The sequence below is a fragment of the Akkermansia sp. BCRC 18949 genome, assembly GCF_045011645.1.
Lineage (GTDB): Bacteria > Verrucomicrobiota > Verrucomicrobiia > Verrucomicrobiales > Akkermansiaceae > Akkermansia > Akkermansia massiliensis.
Window position 1 is genome coordinate 2,061,891 of record NZ_CP123619.1, and the last position, 19,936, is coordinate 2,081,826.

Genomic DNA, 19,936 nt, shown 5'->3' on the forward strand with positions numbered 1-19,936 from the left:
TTCCTTCCGAATACAATTCAAGTTTAACCCGATCTTCTTTTACCCATGCAAGCGTATATTCCGGAATTCATCCTGGCCGGCCTGGCGATGCTTATGCTCCTGGCCGAGACCTTCTGCAAAAAGACGCCCAAATTCGTCTTCGGGCTGATTGGCGCAGCGGGTGCCCTGGCGATGCTCCCCTTCTACATGGGGGGACTCTATGACAACGTCTACATCATCCTGGCGCTTGTCGCCACGGCAGTCACCCTGCTGCTGTCCGTGGACTTCCGGGCCGTCATCAACCTCTCTTCCAACGACTCCAAGTCCCAGGACGGCACGGGGGAATTCTACATCCTTCCCCTGCTGGCCTGCGTGGGCATCACCTCCCTGTGCAAGGCCTCCAACCTGGTGGAACTGTTCGTCTCCCTGGAAGTGCTTACCCTGAGCTCCTTCATCATGGTGGGCTACTTCCGCCGGAACTTGGGCTCCACGGAAGCGGGCATCAAGTACCTGATTCTGGGCGCCGTCAGCACGGGCTTCCTCGTCTTCGGCCTGGCCTGGTACTTCGGCGTCACGGGAACCTTCATCTATGACGGAGCCATCGTCAGCCACGCGCTGGCGGGCCAGACGGCCCCCGCCATGTACCTGGCCCTCGCCATGCTGCTGCTCGGTACGGCCTTCAAAATCGGCGCGGTTCCCATGCAATTGTGGATTCCGGACGTATACCAGGGCGCACCCACTCCGGTGACGGCTTTCCTTTCCGTAGCCTCCAAGGTGGCCGGCTTCGCCCTGCTCAACATCATTCTGGCTCCCTTCGCCGCATTGCCCCCCGTTGAATTCGTCGTGGCCCTGATGGCTGCGGCTACGCTGCTGGTGGGCAACCTGGGCGCCATTCCGCAGACCAACCTGAAGCGCATGATGGGTTATTCCTCCATCGCGCAGGCCGGCTTCATCCTTCCCCTCTTCATCGGCACCGTGGATGGGCGGCTTGCCCCGAACGCCCCGTTCTACCTGGCCGTGTACCTGGTCATGACCTTCGGCGCCTTCTTCGCCCTCGCCATGATCCGCATCCAGCGCGGGAGCGAGGAAATCTCCGCCTTCCGCGGCCTGGGCAAGACCAATCCCCGGCTGGCCCTGGCCGTCACCATCATGTTCGCCTCCCTGGCGGGCGTGCCTCTGACGGCCGGCTTCTTCGCCAAAATGATCTCCTTCGTGCACGTCATCAACACGGGCCTGTACCTGAGCTGGATGCTCCCCGTCATGATCATCTGCGCGGCCTCCGGCTTCTACTACTACTTCAAGGTCATCCGCTCCATGTACTGGGACAAGCCCGCAGAAGACGCGGACCCCGTACAGGTTCCCGTCATTTCCGGAGTGATGCTGGCGGCCTTCTCCATCTTCATCGTGCTGGGAGGCCTGATGCCCCTCTTCCTGAACCCCATCCGGTAGAACGACACTTCCCGTTCATCATCCCGAAGGCCGTTCCCGCATCCGCGCGGGACGGCCTTCTTCATTCCGGAAGCGCCGCGGGCCTTTGCGGCAGTTAAAGGAATCAATCAGCCGCATTGAACGAAAGCAAACAAATGGAAGACCACATCATGGGGGCGTCCTTCCGGATATGCAATTCCGGTTGCCGTAAAGGCTTGCGGTTCTCCCCCAGTTTCATGAATTTCTCCGGAATGCTCATGCCGAAAAAATCTTGAAAAAAGTGCAGTTTCCATGCGAGATTTCCCACAGGGCAAACGTAATTAGCCCGTACTAATTATTTGCTAGCCTCCATCCCTCCGGACGGAGAGCGGCCAACCATCAATCAATCATTCAAAACCATGCGTCTTTTCTCCGCCACAGCCGTCGTTTGCGCCGCCCTGTTCTCCGGAACCACTCTCCTGCATGCCCAGGAAGACCCGGAACTGCTGGCAAAACGCCAGTGCCGTTCCGTCCATGTCATGCAGCAGGGCCACCCGGCCCAGGCGAGCGCCCTGTACAATGAAGTGAAAGCCAAGACATCCGTTCCGGGCACCTACTTCTGCGCCATGAATTTTGACGACGGCTACATCGGCTTTCAGGAACAGTCCAACGGTAAAAAAGTCATTATCTTTTCCATCTGGGACCCGGTGGCCCATGGGGACAACCCCAACAGCGTGCCGGAAGAAGAGCGCACCAAACTGGTAAAGCTGGGTGAAAACGCGCGCTCCGGCCGCTTCGGCGGCGAAGGAACGGGCGGCCAGAGCTTCGTGGACTATCCCTGGACCGTCGGGGAAAACATGCGTTTCCTCGTCTGCGTCAAAAAGATGGGGAAATTCAAGGAAATCAGCGGCTACTACTTCAACAACAAGGACAAGTCCTGGGACCTCATTTCCAAATGGAAAACGCATTCCTCGGAAAAGGAACTTTCCTTCTCCGTCGGATTCGTGGAAGACTTCATGCGCAACTTTGAATCCGCCAAGAAAGCCCGCGGCGCCTTCTTCGGCCCCAGCTTCGCGTACAAGGACGGCAAATGGCACCCCAACACCAGCGTGACGTTCACCGGCGATCCCACCCCCTCCACCAACGTCATGGCAGACATCCAGCCCAACGGTTCCGTTCTGCTCCAGACGGGCGGAGAAACAAAAATGACGGATTTCAAACTGTTCCAGAACCGTCCCCTGCCCCAGGATGCCAATCCTGTCCAGCCTGATGAAGTCGTCACCAGGCTCGTTCAGGAGAACATCAAATAATCATGTCCCTTACCGGCTGGCTAACCATGATCGTTTCCATCGGCGGCGTATTGACCGCCGCCGCATGGGCGTATTACAAGGTGCTCTCCACTCCCAAGGAGACGGAACACCTGGGCAGCCCCACCCCTCCCATGCCGGAGGACCCGGAGGAATAAGGCTCCGGCCCGGCGCATGAACAATTCCCGGTCCGCGGAAACTGCCCGGATTTGTCCTGCCCATCCGGGGATTGCCGCAGCCCCCCGCGGCCCCCAAGGTAAAACTGAGCGCCAGCGGACTTTTTATCCTGAAAACCAGTACCCCCTGCCGGACGTTTTTCATTTCAGCTGACGCAGGGCTTGCGGCGCTTCCGCAACGCGTGCCAGCCAAAAACCTGGAACAGGATAAATACGCCGTCCATCTGCTCAATAGCCACGCAAACGCACGACGCACGCGCCAGCCATCCCCAGCGCATCCACGCATGCAGTCCGGGCCGTCCGCCATTCAGGCAGTATCCGGTTCACGGATATTCCTTGAACAATTTTCCCTTTTAACCGTCCGACGGGGGAAGGATGAAACCCAGCCGGTCAATGCCGTACCTGGCGCATTCCTGCCACAGGGATTTTTCCAGGGCTTCCGCCGTCCGGCGGCGTTCCTCCTCCGGCATGCTTTCAAAGTACTCCGGCCCCAGGTGTTCGCTGATGGCCTTGTCCGCCATGCGCGTCACCAGGTCCGCCCAGAAAATGTTGTCCCGGTACTCGTCCAGGCAGTCCTGGAAAAAGGCGTTTTCCTCATATTCCCGGGTGAAGGCGTAACCGCCCAGATCGTCCGCGTAGGCAATGCGGCCCTTCAGTTTGGGCGTGGCGGATAGTTCCTCCATCAGCCGGGAGACCAGCTTTCCCCACGCCACCAGGCGTCCTTCCGCCCCATCCTGCTGGTTGGAGGCGGCCACCGTGGCGGCGGTGGAAAGCATTTCCGCCAGATCGCGCGCCTCGTCGTCGGATAATTTCAATGTCACCGGCATGGAGTCAGATCAATCCGAGTTTCATCCTGCCTTCCTCACTGACCATGTCCTGGTTCCAGGGGGGGTCCCACACCATTTCCACATCCGCGGCCTCCACGCCTTCCAGCGCTTCAATGCGGTCCTTGGCCTCCATCACCAGATGGGGTCCCATGCCGCAGCCGGGCGCCGTAAGAGTCATTTTGACCGCCACGTGATGCAGGCCGTTTTCCAGCTCGATGACGGTCACGTCGTAAATCAGGCCCAGGTTGACGATGTCCACGGGGATTTCCGGATCGTACACGCATTTCAGCGTATCCCATACCCGTTCTTCAAGCGTGGCGTTTTCATCCAGTGCAGCCGCCTCCGGGGAGGCTTCCGCCGCTTCCGCTCCCAGGGCGTCCGCATTTTCCCTGGAGATGCGGGCCAAGCCATGGTCCGTAGCCACGGTATAGGAGCCGCCCAGTATCTGGGTGATATACACGCGTTCCCCCTCCGGCAGCGTGAGCACATCCCCGCTGGGGATCTGGACCGCCGTCACTTCTCTTTTGAGTTCTACTACCTGGTTCAGCATAAATCCTTGCGATTAAAGGAACATCCGGCTACGGACATGCGCGGGAGGGAACAGGCCCCACGAGGCCGGACCGCCCTGCGGCATCCGGAACCTTCCGCGCAGGAGCAACATAAGGGGTATTTGCATCACCGTCGAGGTCAAAAACTGTTCTGCCGTGACCGGAAACGCCCTTCATGACAGGAAAGCGCATGCCGCAATGTTTTGGAAAAGCCGCCGGAAGCGGAAAGCTTCGTTCTTGCCTAGCGGCGGGAAAAGGTGTAAAAGGTCCGGGCTGTCCAGGCTGCCGTCAGTCCGGGACCGGCCACACGCGCATCTTCAACTTAACATTCCATGTTAGATTACTTACGTAAACATACAATCGTCATCATGGCAGCCATGGCCCTGGTGTTTGTGGGCCTCATGTTCATCGGCGGGGACGTAAGCGGCGGCTCCCTGACCGGCATGTTCAAGCAAACCTTCGTTTCCGTGGACGGCAAGTCTTACGGAGAAAAGGATTACAACAGCATGGGCAGAACCGGCCTGTCCGTGGCTTTCTCCTTCCCTTCCACCTTCGGCCCGCTGCTCCAGGACAATTTCAGCTCGGAAGAAAGCCTGCGGGAACTTTGCCACCTGCTGAAAACGAATAATCCCAACGCCGCTTTCCTGGCCTACCGCGGCATCATCCGCAGGGAGGCGAGCCGGCTGGGCCTGACGCCCAATACTACGGAGATTGACGACGCCATCTGCAACATTCCCGAATTCCAGGATGAGAAGGGCGTCTTCGACCCCCGGAAGTACGACAATTTCATTTCCATGCGCGGCAACATGGGCAAGAAGCTTCAGGAGGAACTGCTGCGCGGCCTGATGGAAGACACCATCAGCCTGGTGCGCATCAAGGACGTGCTGACCGGCGGCATTTCCGTGGAATCCGGCTTTGCCGAAGCCGTGGCGGAGTCCAACAGCCAGCAGATCACGGTCAACACCGCCTTCCTGGAAAAGAGCGCCTTCCGTCCCAAGACGGACCCGGGAGAAGAGGAAATCAAAACCTTCTGGGACAAGCACAAGGAAAATTACAAGAACGAGGAAGCCCGCTTCTTCACCGTGTACACCTTCACCCCCGCGGGCGATGCCCAGGCTCCCAAGCCCGGCGATATTTCCAACGCCACCATGGAAACCATGAACCTGGTGGAAAATGACATCTGGGAACCGCTGAACGCCACCAACGGCAGGAACATGGACCAGGCCATCAGTGAAGCCCTGGCCAAGACTCCCGACGTCTGCAAGATGGAGAAGAAGTCCTACACGGCCGTGACGCGCAAGAATGCGCCCCAGGAAATCAACCAGCCGATCAACCAGTCCGCCTCCGACGGACGCAGCGCCACCCTGCTGGACGTGGCCTTCTCCCTGACGGGAGCCCCCGCCCTGAATGCGGATGCGGACGCCAAGGCCATTGAAGAAGCGCGCGCCAAGACCGGAGCCGAACAGATCAGCACCATGCAGGTGCTGGAAAACGGACAGGTCGTCCTGGTCCGCCTGGAAGGCGTTACCCCGGTAAAGGCGCTGCCTTATGAAACCGCCCGCAACAGCGCCCGCGCCGACCTGCTGGAAAGCATGACCGTGGAATCCATGAACAAGGCCGCCGCCGAACTCAACACGGAATTGCAGAAGGCTGAAAAGCCCGTGGAACAGTTCAACGCCATCGCCGGGAAGGCCGGAGCCAAGACCGCCGCCTACGGTCCCTTCATCAATCCGAACGCCCTCCTGAGCAGCGTCAACCTCCAAAACGCCAGAAGCCAGGAAGAACTCCAGGCCCTTCTGGACCGCGCCATGAATTCCCGCCTGGCTCCGCCCAAGGAACTCCCGGTTCCTGAAGAAGTGTTCCAGGCGGTTTCCGTCATTAACCCCGGCCGGATGGCCCAGCCCATCAACACGGGGGACGGCATCCTGCTGACCCAGCTCGTCAAGCGCGAACTGGAGGATACGCCGGAGTTCCAGATCAAGGCCACCCAGCAGATTGCCCCGGCCCTGACCGCCCAGGCCAAATCCATGATCATGCTGGACTGGCTGAAAGCGTGCATCGCCCAGTACAAGGTGGAGATCGCCCCCATCCTGAACCAGGAACGCTAACACCCTTCCTTTCCATGGCAGCCGTCATTACCCCCGTGTCCCGCCGCACAGGGGCGGAATGCCGCCAAAATACCTTCCTATGATGGCCCCCGCACCGGGGCCATCATTTTTATTGCCCTTGTTCCGCCATCCCTGCCCCCCTTCCCCCTTCATCATCCATGAGCGCCCTCCCCGCCCAGTCCAGGTACATCATCGGAACGGAAGCCTGCGAACGCTTCAGCTTCTACGGCATGAAGTCCATCCTCATGCTGTACATGACGGGCCACCTGCTGATGAGCGAAAACTGGGCCACCGCCACCCTTCACGTCTTCGCGGGAATGGTTTACCTGCTTCCCCTGGCGGGCGCATGGCTGGCGGACAAGGTATGGGGCCGGTACAAGACCATTCTTTACATTTCCCTGCTTTACTGCGTAGGGCACGGAGTCCTGGCCACGGCGGACCTCTTCCATACCATTGAAGCGCGCCGTTACATCCTGATGACGGGCCTGTTCATCATCGCGCTGGGCGCGGGAGGCATCAAGCCCTGCGTCTCCGCCTTCATGGGGGACCAGATTCCGGACAAATCCCCGCAGTTGATGACCAAGGCCTTCAATGCCTTTTACTGGGCTATCAACCTGGGCTCCTTCTTCTCCTTCCTGGTCATTCCGGCCATGGAACAGCATTACGGGTACAGTTGGGCGTTTGCCGTTCCGGGCATTTTCATGGGCATCGCCACCTTCGTCTTCTGGCTGGGCCGCAAGAAGTACCACAGAACGCCGCCTGAACGCAACAACGGCCGCGCCGGCTTCTGGAAAGTGCTCTTCATCGTCCTGTTCCACGGGGGCTGGAAGAATGCGGAGCAACGCTGCGGAGCTTCCGCCGTGGAGGACGCCCGGCACATCCTGAAAATCCTCTCCATCTTTGTCTTCATCATTCCCTTCTGGTCCATCTTTGAACAGACGGCCTCCTCCTGGGTGGCCCAGGGCAGCAGGATGATTCCCCTTTCCATCCCGCTCCCGGGCGGCGGAGACTGGTCCATCGGGCCGGCGCAAATCCAGGCGGCCAATCCCATTTTCGTGATGGTGTTCATTCCACTGATCACCGTATTCGTCTATCCGAAGGTGGTGACGCTGGCGCGGCCCCTGGTGCGCCTTGGAACGGGGCTGGCCCTGAGCTCTGTGACGTTCCTGATTGTCGCTTTCCTGCAATACAGGCTGGAGGGAGGCGCCTCCATGTCCATCGCGTGGCAATTGATCCCCTACTGCGTGCTCACCATCTCCGAGATCCTGCTCAGCACCACCGGCCTCGAATTCGCCTACACGCAGGCTCCGCTGCATTTGAAAAGCGTCATCACCAGCTTCTGGAACCTCACCATCTTTGCAGGCAACATGCTGGTGGCCGCCATCACCTTTTTCCTGTCCAACGGAGAATCCGCCAACGCCATCTCCACGGACCGCTTCATCCTGTACGCCATACTCGCCGCCGTGGTGGCGGTGGCCTATTCCTTCCGGGCGCGCAGGTACGGAAAGACGGAGTAGAGGAAGCATCCCCGACGCGCGGGAATGACGTTTTTTCCGGCTCCGGAGAACAGCAGACATAATAATGTCTTGAAAAAGACAGCCGGACCGTGCGAAATTCCGGCACGGCCCGCACATCCTGTCCGCGGGCATACTTTCGGGAAAGTATTGGAAATACAAATTACAGAGAAGATATGAGGCGAACGGGGATTTACCCCTGTTCCCCGCCGCACCGGAAAAGTTGCTTCTGAAACAATCTTATCGGCAGCGCATTTCCAGTCCGGCACAAGACGATATATCTTTGCTTCATGTTTAATACTTCATTTAAATCGGCCTCGGCCTTGTAAACAACCGGTACTTTCCGTAGCGGTTGTCCCCTTTTGTTTGCTCCCGGATGATCCCTTCCGGGAGGAAGTTCCGTATTATTGGAATTTCAACGTTAATCTATCTGCCACGATGACGGCGCCGCTGTGCCGTGCCCTCATGGCATACAACATTTACTAAATTAATGAGTAATAAAAACAAAACAATTCACGAATTCGATTTCAATTTCATCTGCGAATATTTCTCGCGCCTGGAACGGCAGGGCCCCGGCAGCCCGGAGGCTACCCTCAAGGCCCTCGGCTTCATTGACAATCTGACCGGACAATCCCGCATCGCCGACCTCGGCTGCGGCACGGGCGGACAGACCAGGACGCTTGCCGCACATGTTCAGGGAAGCGTTACGGGGCTTGACCTGTTCCCGGACTTCATCCGCATCTTCAACCGCCAGGCAACGCAGTCAGGCTTGCAGGACAGGGTAGAAGGCATCGTCGGTTCCATGGACAAGCTCCCTTTTGCAGAAGAAGAACTGGACCTGATCTGGTCGGAAGGGGCCATTTACAACATCGGCTTTGAACGGGGGCTGAACGAATGGCGCAAGTTCCTGAAACCGGGAGGCTACCTGGCCGTTTCCGAAAGCTCGTGGTTTACCGCGGAACGTCCGGAAGAGATTCACCGCTTCTGGATGGACATGTATCCGGAGATAGACACCATACCCAATAAGATAGCCCAGATACAGAGGGCCGGGTACGTGCCTGTCGCTTCCTTCATTCTGCCGGAAAACTGCTGGACGGAGCATTATTACGCTCCGCAGGTTCCCGTGAAGGAAATGTTCCTTCATCAATATCCGGGAAATGAAGCTGCTGCGGAATTAGTCGCATCCCTGCGCCATGAAGAGGAATTATACCGCAGGTACAAGGAATTCTACGGCTACGTGTTTTACATCGCAAAAAAGATGGAACAATGATTCATTTAAATGCTTACGGCTGGAATGAGAAGTTAAGCCGGCTCAAACGGGAATCTACGTACAGCGCCCTGCCCCATGGCCGCATCGCCATCGTGCACAGGACGTGTTATGAGATCGTGGCGGAGAACGGAGTGTTCCAGTGCGAATTAAGGGGAAACATGATGTATGAAAAACCAGCCTTTGAACTGCCCTGCACGGGCGACTGGGTGATTTTCCAGCCTTTTGATGAAACGAAAGGGCTCATCGTGGATTTACTGCCCCATGAACGGACCCTGTACCGCAGGAAAAGCGGAACGGTTTCCGACAGGCAGGCCATCGCCTCTTACGTGGACAAGGCATTCATTGTCCAGAGCCTGGATGATAATTTCAATATCCGCAGAGCCGAGCGTTTCATGGTTCAGATATTGGAAGAGGGAATCAAACCCGTACTGGTGCTGAACAAGGCCGATCTAGGGTTTGACAGGCAGGGCATTGAAGAACAGGTCAAACACCTGGAGCGCCGGATGCCTGTATTTTTTACAAGCATTCATGAACCCCAGTCGATTCTACGGCTACGGGAGTCCATTCCGGAAGGGGAAACAGTGGTGTTTGTCGGTTCCTCAGGCGTCGGGAAAAGTTCCCTGGTGAATGCGCTGTGCGGAAAACCGGTCCTGTCCACCTCCCATATAAGCTCCTCCACGGGCAAAGGACGGCACACGTCCACCCGCCGGGAAATGGTATTGATGGACGGTTCGGGCGTTTTAATAGACACTCCGGGCGTCCGGGAATTCGGCCTGGCGATCGGCCAGCCCGGTTCCCTTGCAGAAGCGCTGGATATTTCCGACTTCGCGGCGGCATGCCGTTTCAAGGATTGCGGGCATATCCATGAGCCCGGATGCGCCGTCCTGGAAGCAGTGAACACCGGCCTGCTGGACCGCGAGGTTTATGAAAGCTATCTGAAGCTCCGGCGGGAAGCGGAATACTTTTCCGCTTCGGAACATGATAAGCGCAAAAAGGGAAAATCCCTTTCCAAGCTCGTAGAGGAAGTGAAGAAGCGGAATTCCAAATTCTAACCTGCGTTGAAACGGTGCGGGCATTCCTGAAACGGGAATGCCCGCATTCTTGTTTTACCCGCTATAACGGCCTATTCCGTATTCCAGTTAAACCGTGGCCGCGCTCCTATCCCCTGATGTCAATGTCCAGATGGGCGAGCAGCCCTTCCAGCCCATGCCGGGAAAAGACCGCCTTTTTCAGCTTGCACATGGCGGGATTGATCGAAAAGTTGAAAGAGGTTGAAAAATCAGCCTTTTCCAAATTGGTTCCGACGAAAGAGGCCCGTTCCAGGTCACAGCGGTCAAAAACGGATTCCGCCATGTCGGCGTCATTGAAGTACCCCTCATACATCTTGCAGCCGCGAAAAACGGTTTTCCGCAACCTGGCTTCTACAAAGCTGGCATAATCAAGATGCGAGTTTTCAAAGACCAGGCCGTCCGAAAAACTGTCGATGTCCGTAAAGTCTGCGCCAGTCATCTTGCAGTCGGCAAAGGCAACATCCCGGAGGGCTCCCTTGAAGCTGGCCAGCGTGAAATTGCACGCCCTGAACTCGCACTTCTCAAAATCGGTATTCCGGATGACCAACTTTGAAAAATCACACGCAACGAATACGCAATCATAGTATTCATCATCCAGCTCCATTTCATGGAAATCCACTTTCTCAAAGGTCTCGTTTTCAGTCATATCATGTTGATGGGAGTTGCCGCTCCGTGTTTGCTTCAATGTTCCGGAATCACCGTTTTCCGGGAAGCAGAACGCAGGAGAAAACTTTCCTTCCATACCCGCCGAATTATTCTACTTTCCTTCCCTGCCTTTTAGCATGAAAGCTGGCTGTCTGCAAGCCGTCCCGCCTCCGCGCATGAATGCAGGTCCGGCTGACGCGCTGCGGAAAAAGGTAAAACCATTCCGGATGCTCCCTGCCGGCGCCAAAACACGCGTTGCCCCTCTCCATTTGCTATCTACCTGTTCCCATCCGTATAGTTCCAAACGAGCCAACGCTACGCCCCGAATCCTGAATACGGCGCCCTTTTTCAACATGGTTTAGGCGCCTTTTAAAAACCGGATGCCTCCTCCCGCCAAGCCAGCCTTTCCGGAATTTTCCTCCAGCCGTATATCTTCATTCACCGGCTCCATGAACCCCGGTAATCAAGATGACACGGAACCAAAATATACTCGCCTTCTCCTCAGCCCATTACGCAGGCTACGTCATGTGTACCGTTCCCAATACCTATCGGGAGGAGATGGACCGGCAGACGTCCCACCCCTCCTGCGGCTTTTACGCAGCCTCCTATGTCCTCAATTGCTTCAATCCTGATGCCGCATGGACGAATATGGAGCTTTTAAAATTGGCCGTTCAATATCCCCTCACCAATCGTGCAGAGGGCTGTTTAAGCGAGGTAGGGGAAGTTTTCCATCCCCACGATTTTGCCCGTTTCATCCATGCGAGAGCCAACGGAAGCTGCTCCGCCGCCTGCCAGTTATTTCATGAACAAACCATCCGGGACACCATTGATCAGGGAGGGTATGCCCTCGTTCCTTTTCAAGTTATCAATGATAAGCAAAACGAAAAACACGGTTTCCCCCGGACTGGCGTCCAGTGGACGGACCTTCCGCATGCACATTGGTGCGTTATTGCCGGATATGCAACAACGGATAACTCCAAACTGCTCGCCAAGCACTGGGGAGAAAACCGGTTATTTGATATAGATGAGCTCGGTAACAGCAATCAAGGGTGTTATCCCCTCCAGCAAACCAATAACATCACAGCACAGCGCGCCTCCAAAGTGCAGTTGCTGCAGAACCAAATCATCACCATCCTGCCCGCACAAGCTTCGCCAGGCCGCCGGAGAGGCTGCGCCTGCTGACCTGCAAGGCATCTTCATCGGTCTCCCGCTCTAAAAAAGCCAGCCCATGGAAACGGATTTTCCGTCCAGTGAAGCAGGGGGGCACGCAGACCCGGATAGAGGGACCGTTTCATGAGGAAGGAGCCCTGGGAAACGGTCCCGGTTTAAAAAAATGCCAGGGAGCCTGCCTTCGTGAACAGCGTTCTGGATTCCAGACAAGTTGCCGAAGTCCATTTCCGGAAACCGCCCTCCCTTTTTTAAGGATGTGAATGAAGCTCAGGAGATACGGCAGTCGTTGAGCAGCTCGTCCATGTAGAAGGTCATTTCCGCCAGGGCCTCACGGTATTCCGTCTGGGGAAGGAGCCACAGGATTTCACGGGCAGCCTCGTTTTTCTCCAGAGCCACCTGGATCGACTTGTCCAGTGCCTCCGCAAAAACGGGGTTGTCCTGAAAAGCGGAGTAATCCACCACTTCACGGTTTTCAATGGCGTCCCTGAGCGTGGCTTCCACGTTCCTGTCCCCGCATTCCAGCAGGTTGAAGATGGGGAGGGTCAGCTTGCCCTTGGTGGCGTCCGTGTGGAGCGTTTTGCCGGCATCGTCTTCATCGCCCACCATGTCCAGGCAGTCGTCGTAAATCTGGTAGGCCACCCCCAGCAGGTCTCCCAGCTGGTAAAGGGACTCCTCCACTTCCGGGGCCACTCCGGAGATCCACGCCGCGCCGCCCGTAGCGGCGGAGAACAGGGAGGCGGTTTTTTTCCGGATGATTTCAAAGTATTCCTCGCGGGTCATGCTCAGGTCATACAGGCGGCTGGACTGGGCCACTTCCCCCTGGCATACGTCCCTGACGGTGTTCGCCAGCCTGCGGCAGAATTCCGTGCTGCCGAACTCGGTACCAAGCACCATGGCATGGGAAAAGAGAACATCCCCCAGCAGTACGGCCAGGCTGTTGCCCCACAGGGCGTTCGCGGTGGCCTCGTCACGGCGCTTGTCGGCCTCGTCAATCACGTCATCATGCACGAGGGAGGCCAGATGCACCATTTCCAGCAGGGCTCCCAGCCGGATGTGGGCTTCCTTGATGCCGCCCGTGGCGCCGGCTACCAGCAGAACCAGGGCCGGCCGGAGCATTTTCCCCTTGGACTGGCACACTGTTTCCATGTAGTCGGTGACTTCCGGGTCAAAACAGGATGCCTGGGCTTCCACAAACTCAGAAACTTGCTTCAATTCCGGCTTGACCAGTTGAAGATAGTGCTTCTGGGATCGTAATTTCGAAAAGAACGGGATGGACATGATATGGACGAGGGCCGGCGCTGGTCAGCGCCGCAGGAATTGTGGCATATTTGAAGTTCTCTAGCAATGTATTTCACAGGCCATCTTTGCATGGCCGGGCGGCAATGAGCCAAACCCGCGCTGCCGGACGCCGGGAACCCTGTGGAGATAAGGCTCACTTTGACCTTGAGCCGGGATGTTTTCCTTCTACACTGGCCTATCATGAGAGCCTTGGTCTATGATTGCAGCGCGGGCATCAGCGGAGACATGAATCTGGCCGCCCTGATTGATTTGGGCGTGGACAGGGAAAGCCTGGAACGGGAGCTGTCCAAATTGCACGTGCACGGGGAATGGAAGCTGGAATGCCGCCGTGCGCAGCAGTCCGGCATCCAGGGAACGCGGATTGACGTACTGACGGTGGAAGAAGGCCATTCCGGCCACGGCCATGCACACCATCACCGGACCATGGCGGATATCCGCAGGCTTATTGGGGCAAGCGGCCTTTCAGACGCCGTGAAGCGGACGGCCCTTTCCATTTTCTCCCTGCTGGCGGAGGCGGAGGCCCAGGTGCACGGCACCACGCCGGAGGAAGTCCATTTCCATGAAGTGGGAGCGGTGGACTCCATCATTGACATCACGGGGGCCGCCATCTGCCTGGAGCTGCTCCGGGCGGACGCCGTCTTCACCGGACCGGTGGAACTGGGTTCCGGCACCGTGAGGTGCCAGCACGGGACGATGCCCGTTCCGGCCCCGGCCACGGCCCTGCTGGCGAGCCGCTTCCAGTCCACCCTGAACGGAACCGCCCATGAGGCCACCACTCCCACCGGAGCAGCTTATATTGCCGCCCTGGCGCGGCCTGTCCCGGCCCCGCTGGCGGGCCGCATCACCGGAACCGGCTACGGCATCGGCCACCGCCAGGGGCTCCCCCTGCCTAATATCCTCCGGGTGATGCTGGTGGAAACGGAGGAACAGGAGAGTTCCCCGGAATTGCTGACGGAGCTGTGCGCCAATATAGACGACATGACGCCGGAACAGACCGCCTACCTGGCGGAAAAGCTGATGGAGGCCGGCGCGCTGGACGCCTGGCAGGAGTCCATCTGCATGAAGAAGGGGCGCCTGGCGGTCAAAGTCTGCGCCCTGTGCCTGCCGGAACAGGCGGACCGCGTGAGGGAAGCGTTTTTCCTGCACAGCAGCACGCCGGGGATACGCCAGCATGATACGTGCCGCCACATCCTGCGCCGGGAGAGCGCCTCCGTATGCACTCCCCACGGAACGGTGCATGTAAAAACCTCTTTCATGAACGGACGCCCCCATCACCGGAAGGCGGAATTTGAAGATTGCAGAACCCTGGCGGAAAACACCGGACTGCCGCTGGAACAGTGCCAGTTGATGGGGCTTTTCCCCACCCCCTCCCATGACTCCTCCTCCACAGACTCCGTTTGAACGGCTGCGCTCCGTCCTGCTTCCCAGGAAGCGCATCGCCGTCGCCCTGTCCGGCGGGCTGGACAGCAGCGTGCTGCTGGCCGCCGCCGCCAAGGTTCTGGGGCCGGAACACTGCCTGGCCCTGACCGCGCAAACGCCCTATGTAATGGAGGAGGAAGTGCGGGACAGCGCGGAGCTGTGCCGCCGCCTGGGCATCCGCCAGGAGACACTGGCGTTCCCCATCCTGCCTTCCCTTGCGGATAATCCGCCACTGCGCTGCTACCTGTGCAAGCATGCCCTGTTTTCCGCCCTGGCTGCCAGAGCCGCGGAGGAGGGCTTTCCCCTGCTGGCGGACGGCTCCAACACGGATGACCTGGGCGACTACCGCCCCGGGCGCAAAGCCTTGCAGGAACTCGGCATTCTGAGCCCTTTTCTGGAAGCCTCCATGGACAAGGCGGACATCCGCCAACTGGCACGGGAGCTGGGCCTGCCGGAGTCCGTCAGCGGAAAACCGGCCTATGCCTGCCTGCTGACCCGGCTGGAGCACAACCGCCCCGTGACGGAATCCCTGCTGCGGCGCGTGGATGCGGCGGAGGCCTTCCTGCGCTCCCTGGGGCTGAAAGGCTGCCGCGTCCGGGTTCACGGGGACGACCTGGCCCGCATTGAACTGCCGGAGGAGGAACGCGGACTGTTCCGGAGCGGGGAACTTGCCGCTCCCGTAGCGCACCGCCTGCGGGAGCTGGGCTTCCGCTACATCACCCTGGACCTGGAAGGATATTCCAGAGGCAGCATGAACGAACCATCATGAATGACATTACCGCCATCCTGCATCAGCTTGAGGAAGGCCGCCTTTCCACGGAGGAAGCGGCGGAAAAAATCCGGGCCGCCACTGCGCCCGCATCTTCCCATACGGATATTGATTACGGCCGCCTGGAGCGCACCGGATGCCCGGAAGTGATTTACGGCGCAGGAAAAACCCCGGACCAGATTGAAGAGATAGCCCGCGGCCTGCTTGCCGCCGGACAGAACGTGCTGGCCACGCGCCTGAACATGGAGGCGCTGGACCACCTGAACCGCGCCTTTCCGGAGGCGGACATGCGCCCGGAAGCGCGCCTCATGCGCATCATGGCGAACCCCGTTCCGCAGACGGAGGGCTTCGTCGGCATCGTCAGCGCGGGCACCTCGGACCAGTCCGTAGCGGAGGAAGCCGCCCTGACGGCGGAATTCCTGGGCAGCCGGGTGCTCCGGTACCGGGATTGCGGCGTGGCGGGCCTGCACCGCCTGGTTTCCCATCTGGATTCCATCCGCCGGGCCACCGTGCTGGTGGCTGTGGCAGGCATGGAAGGAGCGCTTCCCAGCGTGCTGGCCGGGCTGGTAAAAGCCCCCGTGATCGCCGTACCCACCAGCGTGGGCTACGGAGCCAATTTCCGCGGAGTAACCACGCTGCTCGCCATGATGAACTCCTGCGCCAACGGCGTCTCCGTCGTCAATATAGACAACGGCTTCGGGGCCGGATTCAACGCCCATCTGGTCAACAGCCTGGCGTCCCGGCCCCGCTGAATGCCGCGGCCGCCGCCCTTCCATGACGGAACCGCCGGCATCCGCCATGGACAGATTCACCGAATGGGCGTTAAATGTCCCGGAAGCATTCCTCACCATCCCATCATGACCAGATTTCCCTTTTTCCATGCCCTTTCCTGCTCCCTGCTGGCCCTGGCCTCCCAGGCGCTGGGGTGGCAGCCCTCCGGAGAATCCGTCCCCGCCGCCCCGCAGGAATTCCGCGCGGCGTGGATTTCCACCGTCCATAACATTGACTGGCCCTCCCGTTCCGGCCTTTCCGGCGCTGCCCAGCGTGCGGAGCTGCTGACGATCCTGAATACCTGCGCTCAGTTGAAGCTGAATGCCGTCTTTCTCCAGGTGCGCCCGAACGCGGACGCCCTGTACCAATCCTCCCTGGAGCCGTGGAGCCAGTGGCTCTCCGGTCCCGGCGTCAATCCGGGATATGACCCGCTGGCTTTCGCCATCCAGGAGGCCCACCGCCGCGGCATTGAACTGCACGCCTGGTTCAACCCCTTCCGGGCAAAGGCCAATGTGAAGCACGCCGTGGGGCGCAACCACATTTCCCTCACCCGTCCGGACCTGATGAAACGCAACGGCTCCGTTCTGCTGATGAACCCCAGCGCCTCCGCCTCCCGTGACCACGCGATGAGGGTTATCCTGGACGTCGTGCGCCGCTACGATATTGACGGCGTGCACCTGGACGACTATTTCTACCCCTACCCCACGCCCGGCCGCACCTGGTCCCCCGCCAGCTTCAGCGACGGAAAGTCTCCCTCCCAGCGCCGGGCCTGCATTGACGACTTCGTGCATGACATGTACAAGTCCGTCAAATCCTCCAAACCCTGGGTGCGCGTGGGCATCAGCCCGTTCGGCATCTGGCGTCCGGGCGTTCCCGGCGGCATTGAAGCGGGAGTGGACGCTTACGAGCACCTGGCCTGCGACGCCCGCAAGTGGCTTTCCCGCGGATGGGTGGATTACCTGGCCCCGCAGCTTTACTGGCGCTGCAGCCCGGCCAAGCAGAGCTTTCCGGTCCTGATGCAGTGGTGGGCCGCCCAGAACACCAGCCGCCCGGTGTGGCCCGGAATCGCCACCGCGCGCATCATGAGCAGCGAAGACCCGGGGCGCCCCGCCTCTGAAATAGCCGCGCAGGTCAACTATTCCCGCTCCCTGGCCAGAAGCGCCCCCGGGCAGTGCTTCTGGAGCGTCAAATCCATCATGCGGAATGCCGGAGGCATCCAGAAATACCTGAACAGGCTGTATCCCTCCATGGCCGTCCCTCCCGCCATGCCCTGGTGCGGAACCGGAACGCCAAGCCAGCCGCAGAATTTTTACGTGGCGGACAACGGTTCCACCGTAACCCTTTCCTGGCAGCCGTCCGGCAATCCCTCCCGGAAATGGGCCGTCCAGGCGCGCTACGGCAGCCAGTGGGCCACGCGCATCCTTCTGCCGGGCAGCCAGACCCGCGTGACGCTGCCCAAATCCTTCCTGGGGGATGCCGGGTCCGTCGCCGTCAGGGGCGTCAGCGCCTACGGAGCCCAGGGCCCCGCCGCGGCGGCCAGAAGGTAGGAAGCTTTTTCCGGCAGCCTCCGGCGGGAAAGGAAAAAAATGCCCGATGTTCTAAGTTTTTTGAACAACTCCAAATCCATCCATGTCCAAACTTCCATGAATTCCCGTGGCGCGGACATGAACAGAAGGCGTTTCATCGCCCTTTCCTCATTGGCGGCGCTGGGAACAATCAGCCAGGCCCGGGCAACAGGGCCGTCTATACAACCACAGCACAAGATGACTAAAAAGCAAGATCCCTCCACGGTCGGCTATGCCGACGGCAAGTACGTGTTACCGCCCCTTCCGTACGCCTACGACGCGCTTGAACCCATGCTGGATGAAAAAACCGTGCGCATCCACCACGACAAGCACCATGCGGCCTATGTCGCCGGCGCCAACGCCGCGGCTGAAAAGCTCCGTGAAATCGCGGACGGCAAGCTGGACGCCTCCGCCACTACCAACTGGGTGCGCAACCTGTCCTTCAATGTTTCCGGCCACGTCCTCCACACCATTTACTGGACCAACATGACGCCCGATCCCAAGAAGGAACCGCAGGGCCCCCTGGTGGACGCCATCAAGGAAAAATTCGGTTCTCTGGAAGCCATGATGAAGGAATTCAAGGCCGCCTCCCAGGGCGTGGAAGGTTCCGGCTGGGGCATTCTGGGAGTGGACCCCATGAGCAAGACGCTGGTGATCTGCGGCGCGGAAAAGCACCAGAACCTGGAAATTCCCGGTCTCGTCCCCATCCTCGTCTGCGACGTCTGGGAACACGCCTATTATCTGAAGCACCAGAACCTCCGGGCGGATTATATTGAAGATTTCTGCCGCCTCATCAACTGGGACGACGTGGAACGCCGCTACCAGGAAGCCATGGCGTCCTGACCAGTTCCGGCAGACATTGATTTTTCTTTTTCTTCAACGGCACGGGCCTTCTGAGGTCCGTGCCGTTTTTTGGCGTACTTCCACCCGGCTCTTGCATCCGGCGGAGCAATAGGGCATACTGCCGTGGACTAATTATCTATCACCACGCGCATGAAAAAAGTTTTCGTTTCAGGCTGCTATGACATCGTCCACGCCGGTCACATCCAGTTTTTTGAAGAAGCCCGGGCCCTGGGTGACTATCTGATCGTCTCCTTTGCCTCGGAACCCGTGCTGTGGCACCACAAGCAGCGCAAACCGTCCATCCCGGACGAACACAAGAAAGTGCTGCTGGAAAGCCTGCGCATGGTGGACAAGGTCATTCTGGGCACCGGCATGAAGAAAGGCCTGGATTTTGAAGAAGAGTTTCTCCAGGAAAAACCGGACGTGCTGGCCGTGACGGAGGACGACCTTTACAGCGGCATCAAGAAGGAGCTGTGCTCCCGTGTGGGCGCGAGTTATGTGGTGCTTCCCAAGACGCCTCCCAAATTCGCCCCCGTTTCCACCACCATGCTGGTGAACCGGATCAAGGCCCCGTCCACCGTGCCGCTCCGCGTGGACTTTGCCGGAGGATGGCTGGACGTTCCCCGCTACGCCAGAAAAGGCTCCTATGTGGTCAACTGCGCCATCACTCCCATGGTGTCCCTCTGCGAATGGCCGTATGAAAAGCGGTCCGGACTGGGCGGCAGCGGCGCGTGGGCCATGCTGGAAGGACGCGACCCGGTCGCTTCCGAACTCGCTCTGGGCGTCGGCTGGCAGGACCCCGCCGTCATTGCGGAAACAGGGCTGTGCGTCTGGCGTTCCGGCAGTTCCCCCGTGCTGGACGTCAAGGGCACGGGCGACTTCCTGGAAGGAAGAATGGCCATTCTGTACACGGGGGAGGAACACGACACTCCCAGAATGGCGGACGAACAGCGCGATTACGTGCGCATCTCCCAATCCTCCCTCATTGCCCGCACCGGAGTGCTGGAACGCAACATCAATACCCTGGCCGCAGGCGTGGCCCTGTACTACAGCGTTCAGCTTGACGAAGGAATGCAGCCCCTGCCGGACATCCCGAACGCCCTTGCCAAAAAATACCTGGGCGGCGGCTACGGAGGCTACGCCCTGTATCTCTTCCCCTGCCGGGACGACCGCGACCAGGCCGTCAAGGACAATCCGGCCATGAAGCGCGTGGAACCGTACTGCCGCCAACTGTTCAAGTAAGCCCTTC

At 59.2% G+C, this 19,936-nt stretch carries 18 protein-coding genes; 14 read left to right on the forward strand and 4 right to left on the reverse strand.

The genetic code is table 11. The features are described 5' to 3' along the window. Positions 1-45 precede the first annotated feature (45 nt). The 3 genes from P8A25_RS08615 (at position 46) to P8A25_RS08625 (ending at position 2,851) form a co-directional block, all read left to right on the forward strand. Positions 46-1,428 carry an NADH-quinone oxidoreductase subunit N gene (locus P8A25_RS08615; RefSeq protein ID WP_215442257.1) on the forward strand — a complete coding sequence of 461 codons (1,383 nt, stop codon included), beginning with the start codon at positions 46-48 and terminating at the stop codon, positions 1,426-1,428. A 377-nt stretch (positions 1,429-1,805) separates the two neighbouring features. Continuing rightward, the gene (locus P8A25_RS08620; protein WP_022396661.1) at positions 1,806-2,696 is read left to right on the forward strand and encodes a DUF3472 domain-containing protein; all 891 of its coding nucleotides are present in this window, start codon (positions 1,806-1,808) and stop codon (positions 2,694-2,696) included. A 2-nt stretch (positions 2,697-2,698) separates the two neighbouring features. Next, the gene (locus tag P8A25_RS08625; protein ID WP_022396660.1) at positions 2,699-2,851 is read left to right on the forward strand and encodes a hypothetical protein; all 153 of its coding nucleotides are present in this window, start codon (positions 2,699-2,701) and stop codon (positions 2,849-2,851) included. 371 nt (positions 2,852-3,222) lie between these two features. Here the strand turns inward: P8A25_RS08625 and P8A25_RS08630 are convergent, their stop codons facing one another. Beyond that, positions 3,223-3,696: a hypothetical protein gene (locus P8A25_RS08630; protein ID WP_022396659.1), complete on the reverse strand. Its 474-nt coding sequence runs from the start codon at positions 3,694-3,696 to the stop codon at positions 3,223-3,225. 4 nt (positions 3,697-3,700) lie between these two features. Further along, positions 3,701-4,246, reverse strand: coding sequence for a putative Fe-S cluster assembly protein SufT (gene sufT / locus P8A25_RS08635; RefSeq protein WP_102726990.1), 546 nt, complete (start codon positions 4,244-4,246; stop codon positions 3,701-3,703). Between the two features lie 330 nt (positions 4,247-4,576). Between sufT and P8A25_RS08640 the strand changes: the two genes are divergently transcribed. From P8A25_RS08640 to rsgA, 4 genes are all read left to right on the forward strand, one after another. After that, a complete protein-coding gene (locus tag P8A25_RS08640; protein ID WP_102728268.1) occupies positions 4,577-6,352 on the forward strand; it encodes a peptidylprolyl isomerase in 1,776 nt (591 codons plus the stop codon). Between the two features lie 158 nt (positions 6,353-6,510). Then, the gene (locus tag P8A25_RS08645; RefSeq protein WP_102722543.1) at positions 6,511-7,869 is read left to right on the forward strand and encodes an MFS transporter; all 1,359 of its coding nucleotides are present in this window, start codon (positions 6,511-6,513) and stop codon (positions 7,867-7,869) included. A 487-nt stretch (positions 7,870-8,356) separates the two neighbouring features. Further along, positions 8,357-9,136, forward strand: coding sequence for a class I SAM-dependent methyltransferase (locus P8A25_RS08650; RefSeq protein WP_102726986.1), 780 nt, complete (start codon positions 8,357-8,359; stop codon positions 9,134-9,136). Then, entirely contained in the window at positions 9,133-10,188 is a 1,056-nt protein-coding gene (gene rsgA / locus P8A25_RS08655) for a ribosome small subunit-dependent GTPase A (protein WP_215442256.1), read from the forward strand. Before P8A25_RS08650 ends, rsgA begins: the two co-directional genes overlap by 4 nt. 106 nt (positions 10,189-10,294) lie before the next feature. Here the strand turns inward: rsgA and P8A25_RS08660 are convergent, their stop codons facing one another. Beyond that, entirely contained in the window at positions 10,295-10,852 is a 558-nt protein-coding gene (locus P8A25_RS08660; RefSeq protein ID WP_215442255.1) for a pentapeptide repeat-containing protein, read from the reverse strand. A gap of 557 nt (positions 10,853-11,409) precedes the next feature. Here P8A25_RS08660 and P8A25_RS08665 point away from each other — a divergent pair. Then, positions 11,410-12,033, forward strand: coding sequence for a hypothetical protein (locus P8A25_RS08665; RefSeq protein ID WP_146023803.1), 624 nt, complete (start codon positions 11,410-11,412; stop codon positions 12,031-12,033). 255 nt (positions 12,034-12,288) lie between these two features. On the opposite strand, the gene P8A25_RS08670 is transcribed toward P8A25_RS08665, so the two are convergent. Beyond that, the gene (locus P8A25_RS08670; protein WP_102722541.1) at positions 12,289-13,299 is read right to left on the reverse strand and encodes a polyprenyl synthetase family protein; all 1,011 of its coding nucleotides are present in this window, start codon (positions 13,297-13,299) and stop codon (positions 12,289-12,291) included. 201 nt (positions 13,300-13,500) lie between these two features. Here P8A25_RS08670 and larC point away from each other — a divergent pair, with 201 nt between their 5' ends. From larC to P8A25_RS08700, 6 genes are all read left to right on the forward strand, one after another. Continuing rightward, complete coding sequence (gene larC / locus P8A25_RS08675; RefSeq protein ID WP_215442254.1) at positions 13,501-14,721, forward strand: nickel pincer cofactor biosynthesis protein LarC; 1,221 nt, start codon at positions 13,501-13,503, stop codon at positions 14,719-14,721. After that, on the forward strand, positions 14,693-15,508 hold the full coding sequence (gene larE / locus P8A25_RS08680) for an ATP-dependent sacrificial sulfur transferase LarE (protein ID WP_215442253.1): 816 nt from the start codon (positions 14,693-14,695) through the stop codon (positions 15,506-15,508). The genes larC and larE overlap by 29 nt, the downstream gene beginning before the upstream one ends. Next, on the forward strand, positions 15,505-16,260 hold the full coding sequence (gene larB, locus P8A25_RS08685; RefSeq protein WP_215458353.1) for a nickel pincer cofactor biosynthesis protein LarB: 756 nt from the start codon (positions 15,505-15,507) through the stop codon (positions 16,258-16,260). The genes larE and larB overlap by 4 nt, the downstream gene beginning before the upstream one ends. A 105-nt stretch (positions 16,261-16,365) precedes the next feature. Beyond that, positions 16,366-17,826 carry a family 10 glycosylhydrolase gene (locus P8A25_RS08690; RefSeq protein ID WP_215442251.1) on the forward strand — a complete coding sequence of 487 codons (1,461 nt, stop codon included), beginning with the start codon at positions 16,366-16,368 and terminating at the stop codon, positions 17,824-17,826. A gap of 216 nt (positions 17,827-18,042) precedes the next feature. Then, complete coding sequence (locus tag P8A25_RS08695) at positions 18,043-18,687, forward strand: superoxide dismutase (RefSeq protein WP_102728264.1); 645 nt, start codon at positions 18,043-18,045, stop codon at positions 18,685-18,687. A gap of 150 nt (positions 18,688-18,837) precedes the next feature. Then, a complete protein-coding gene (locus tag P8A25_RS08700; RefSeq protein WP_102731158.1) occupies positions 18,838-19,929 on the forward strand; it encodes an adenylyltransferase/cytidyltransferase family protein in 1,092 nt (363 codons plus the stop codon). Positions 19,930-19,936 lie beyond the last annotated feature (7 nt).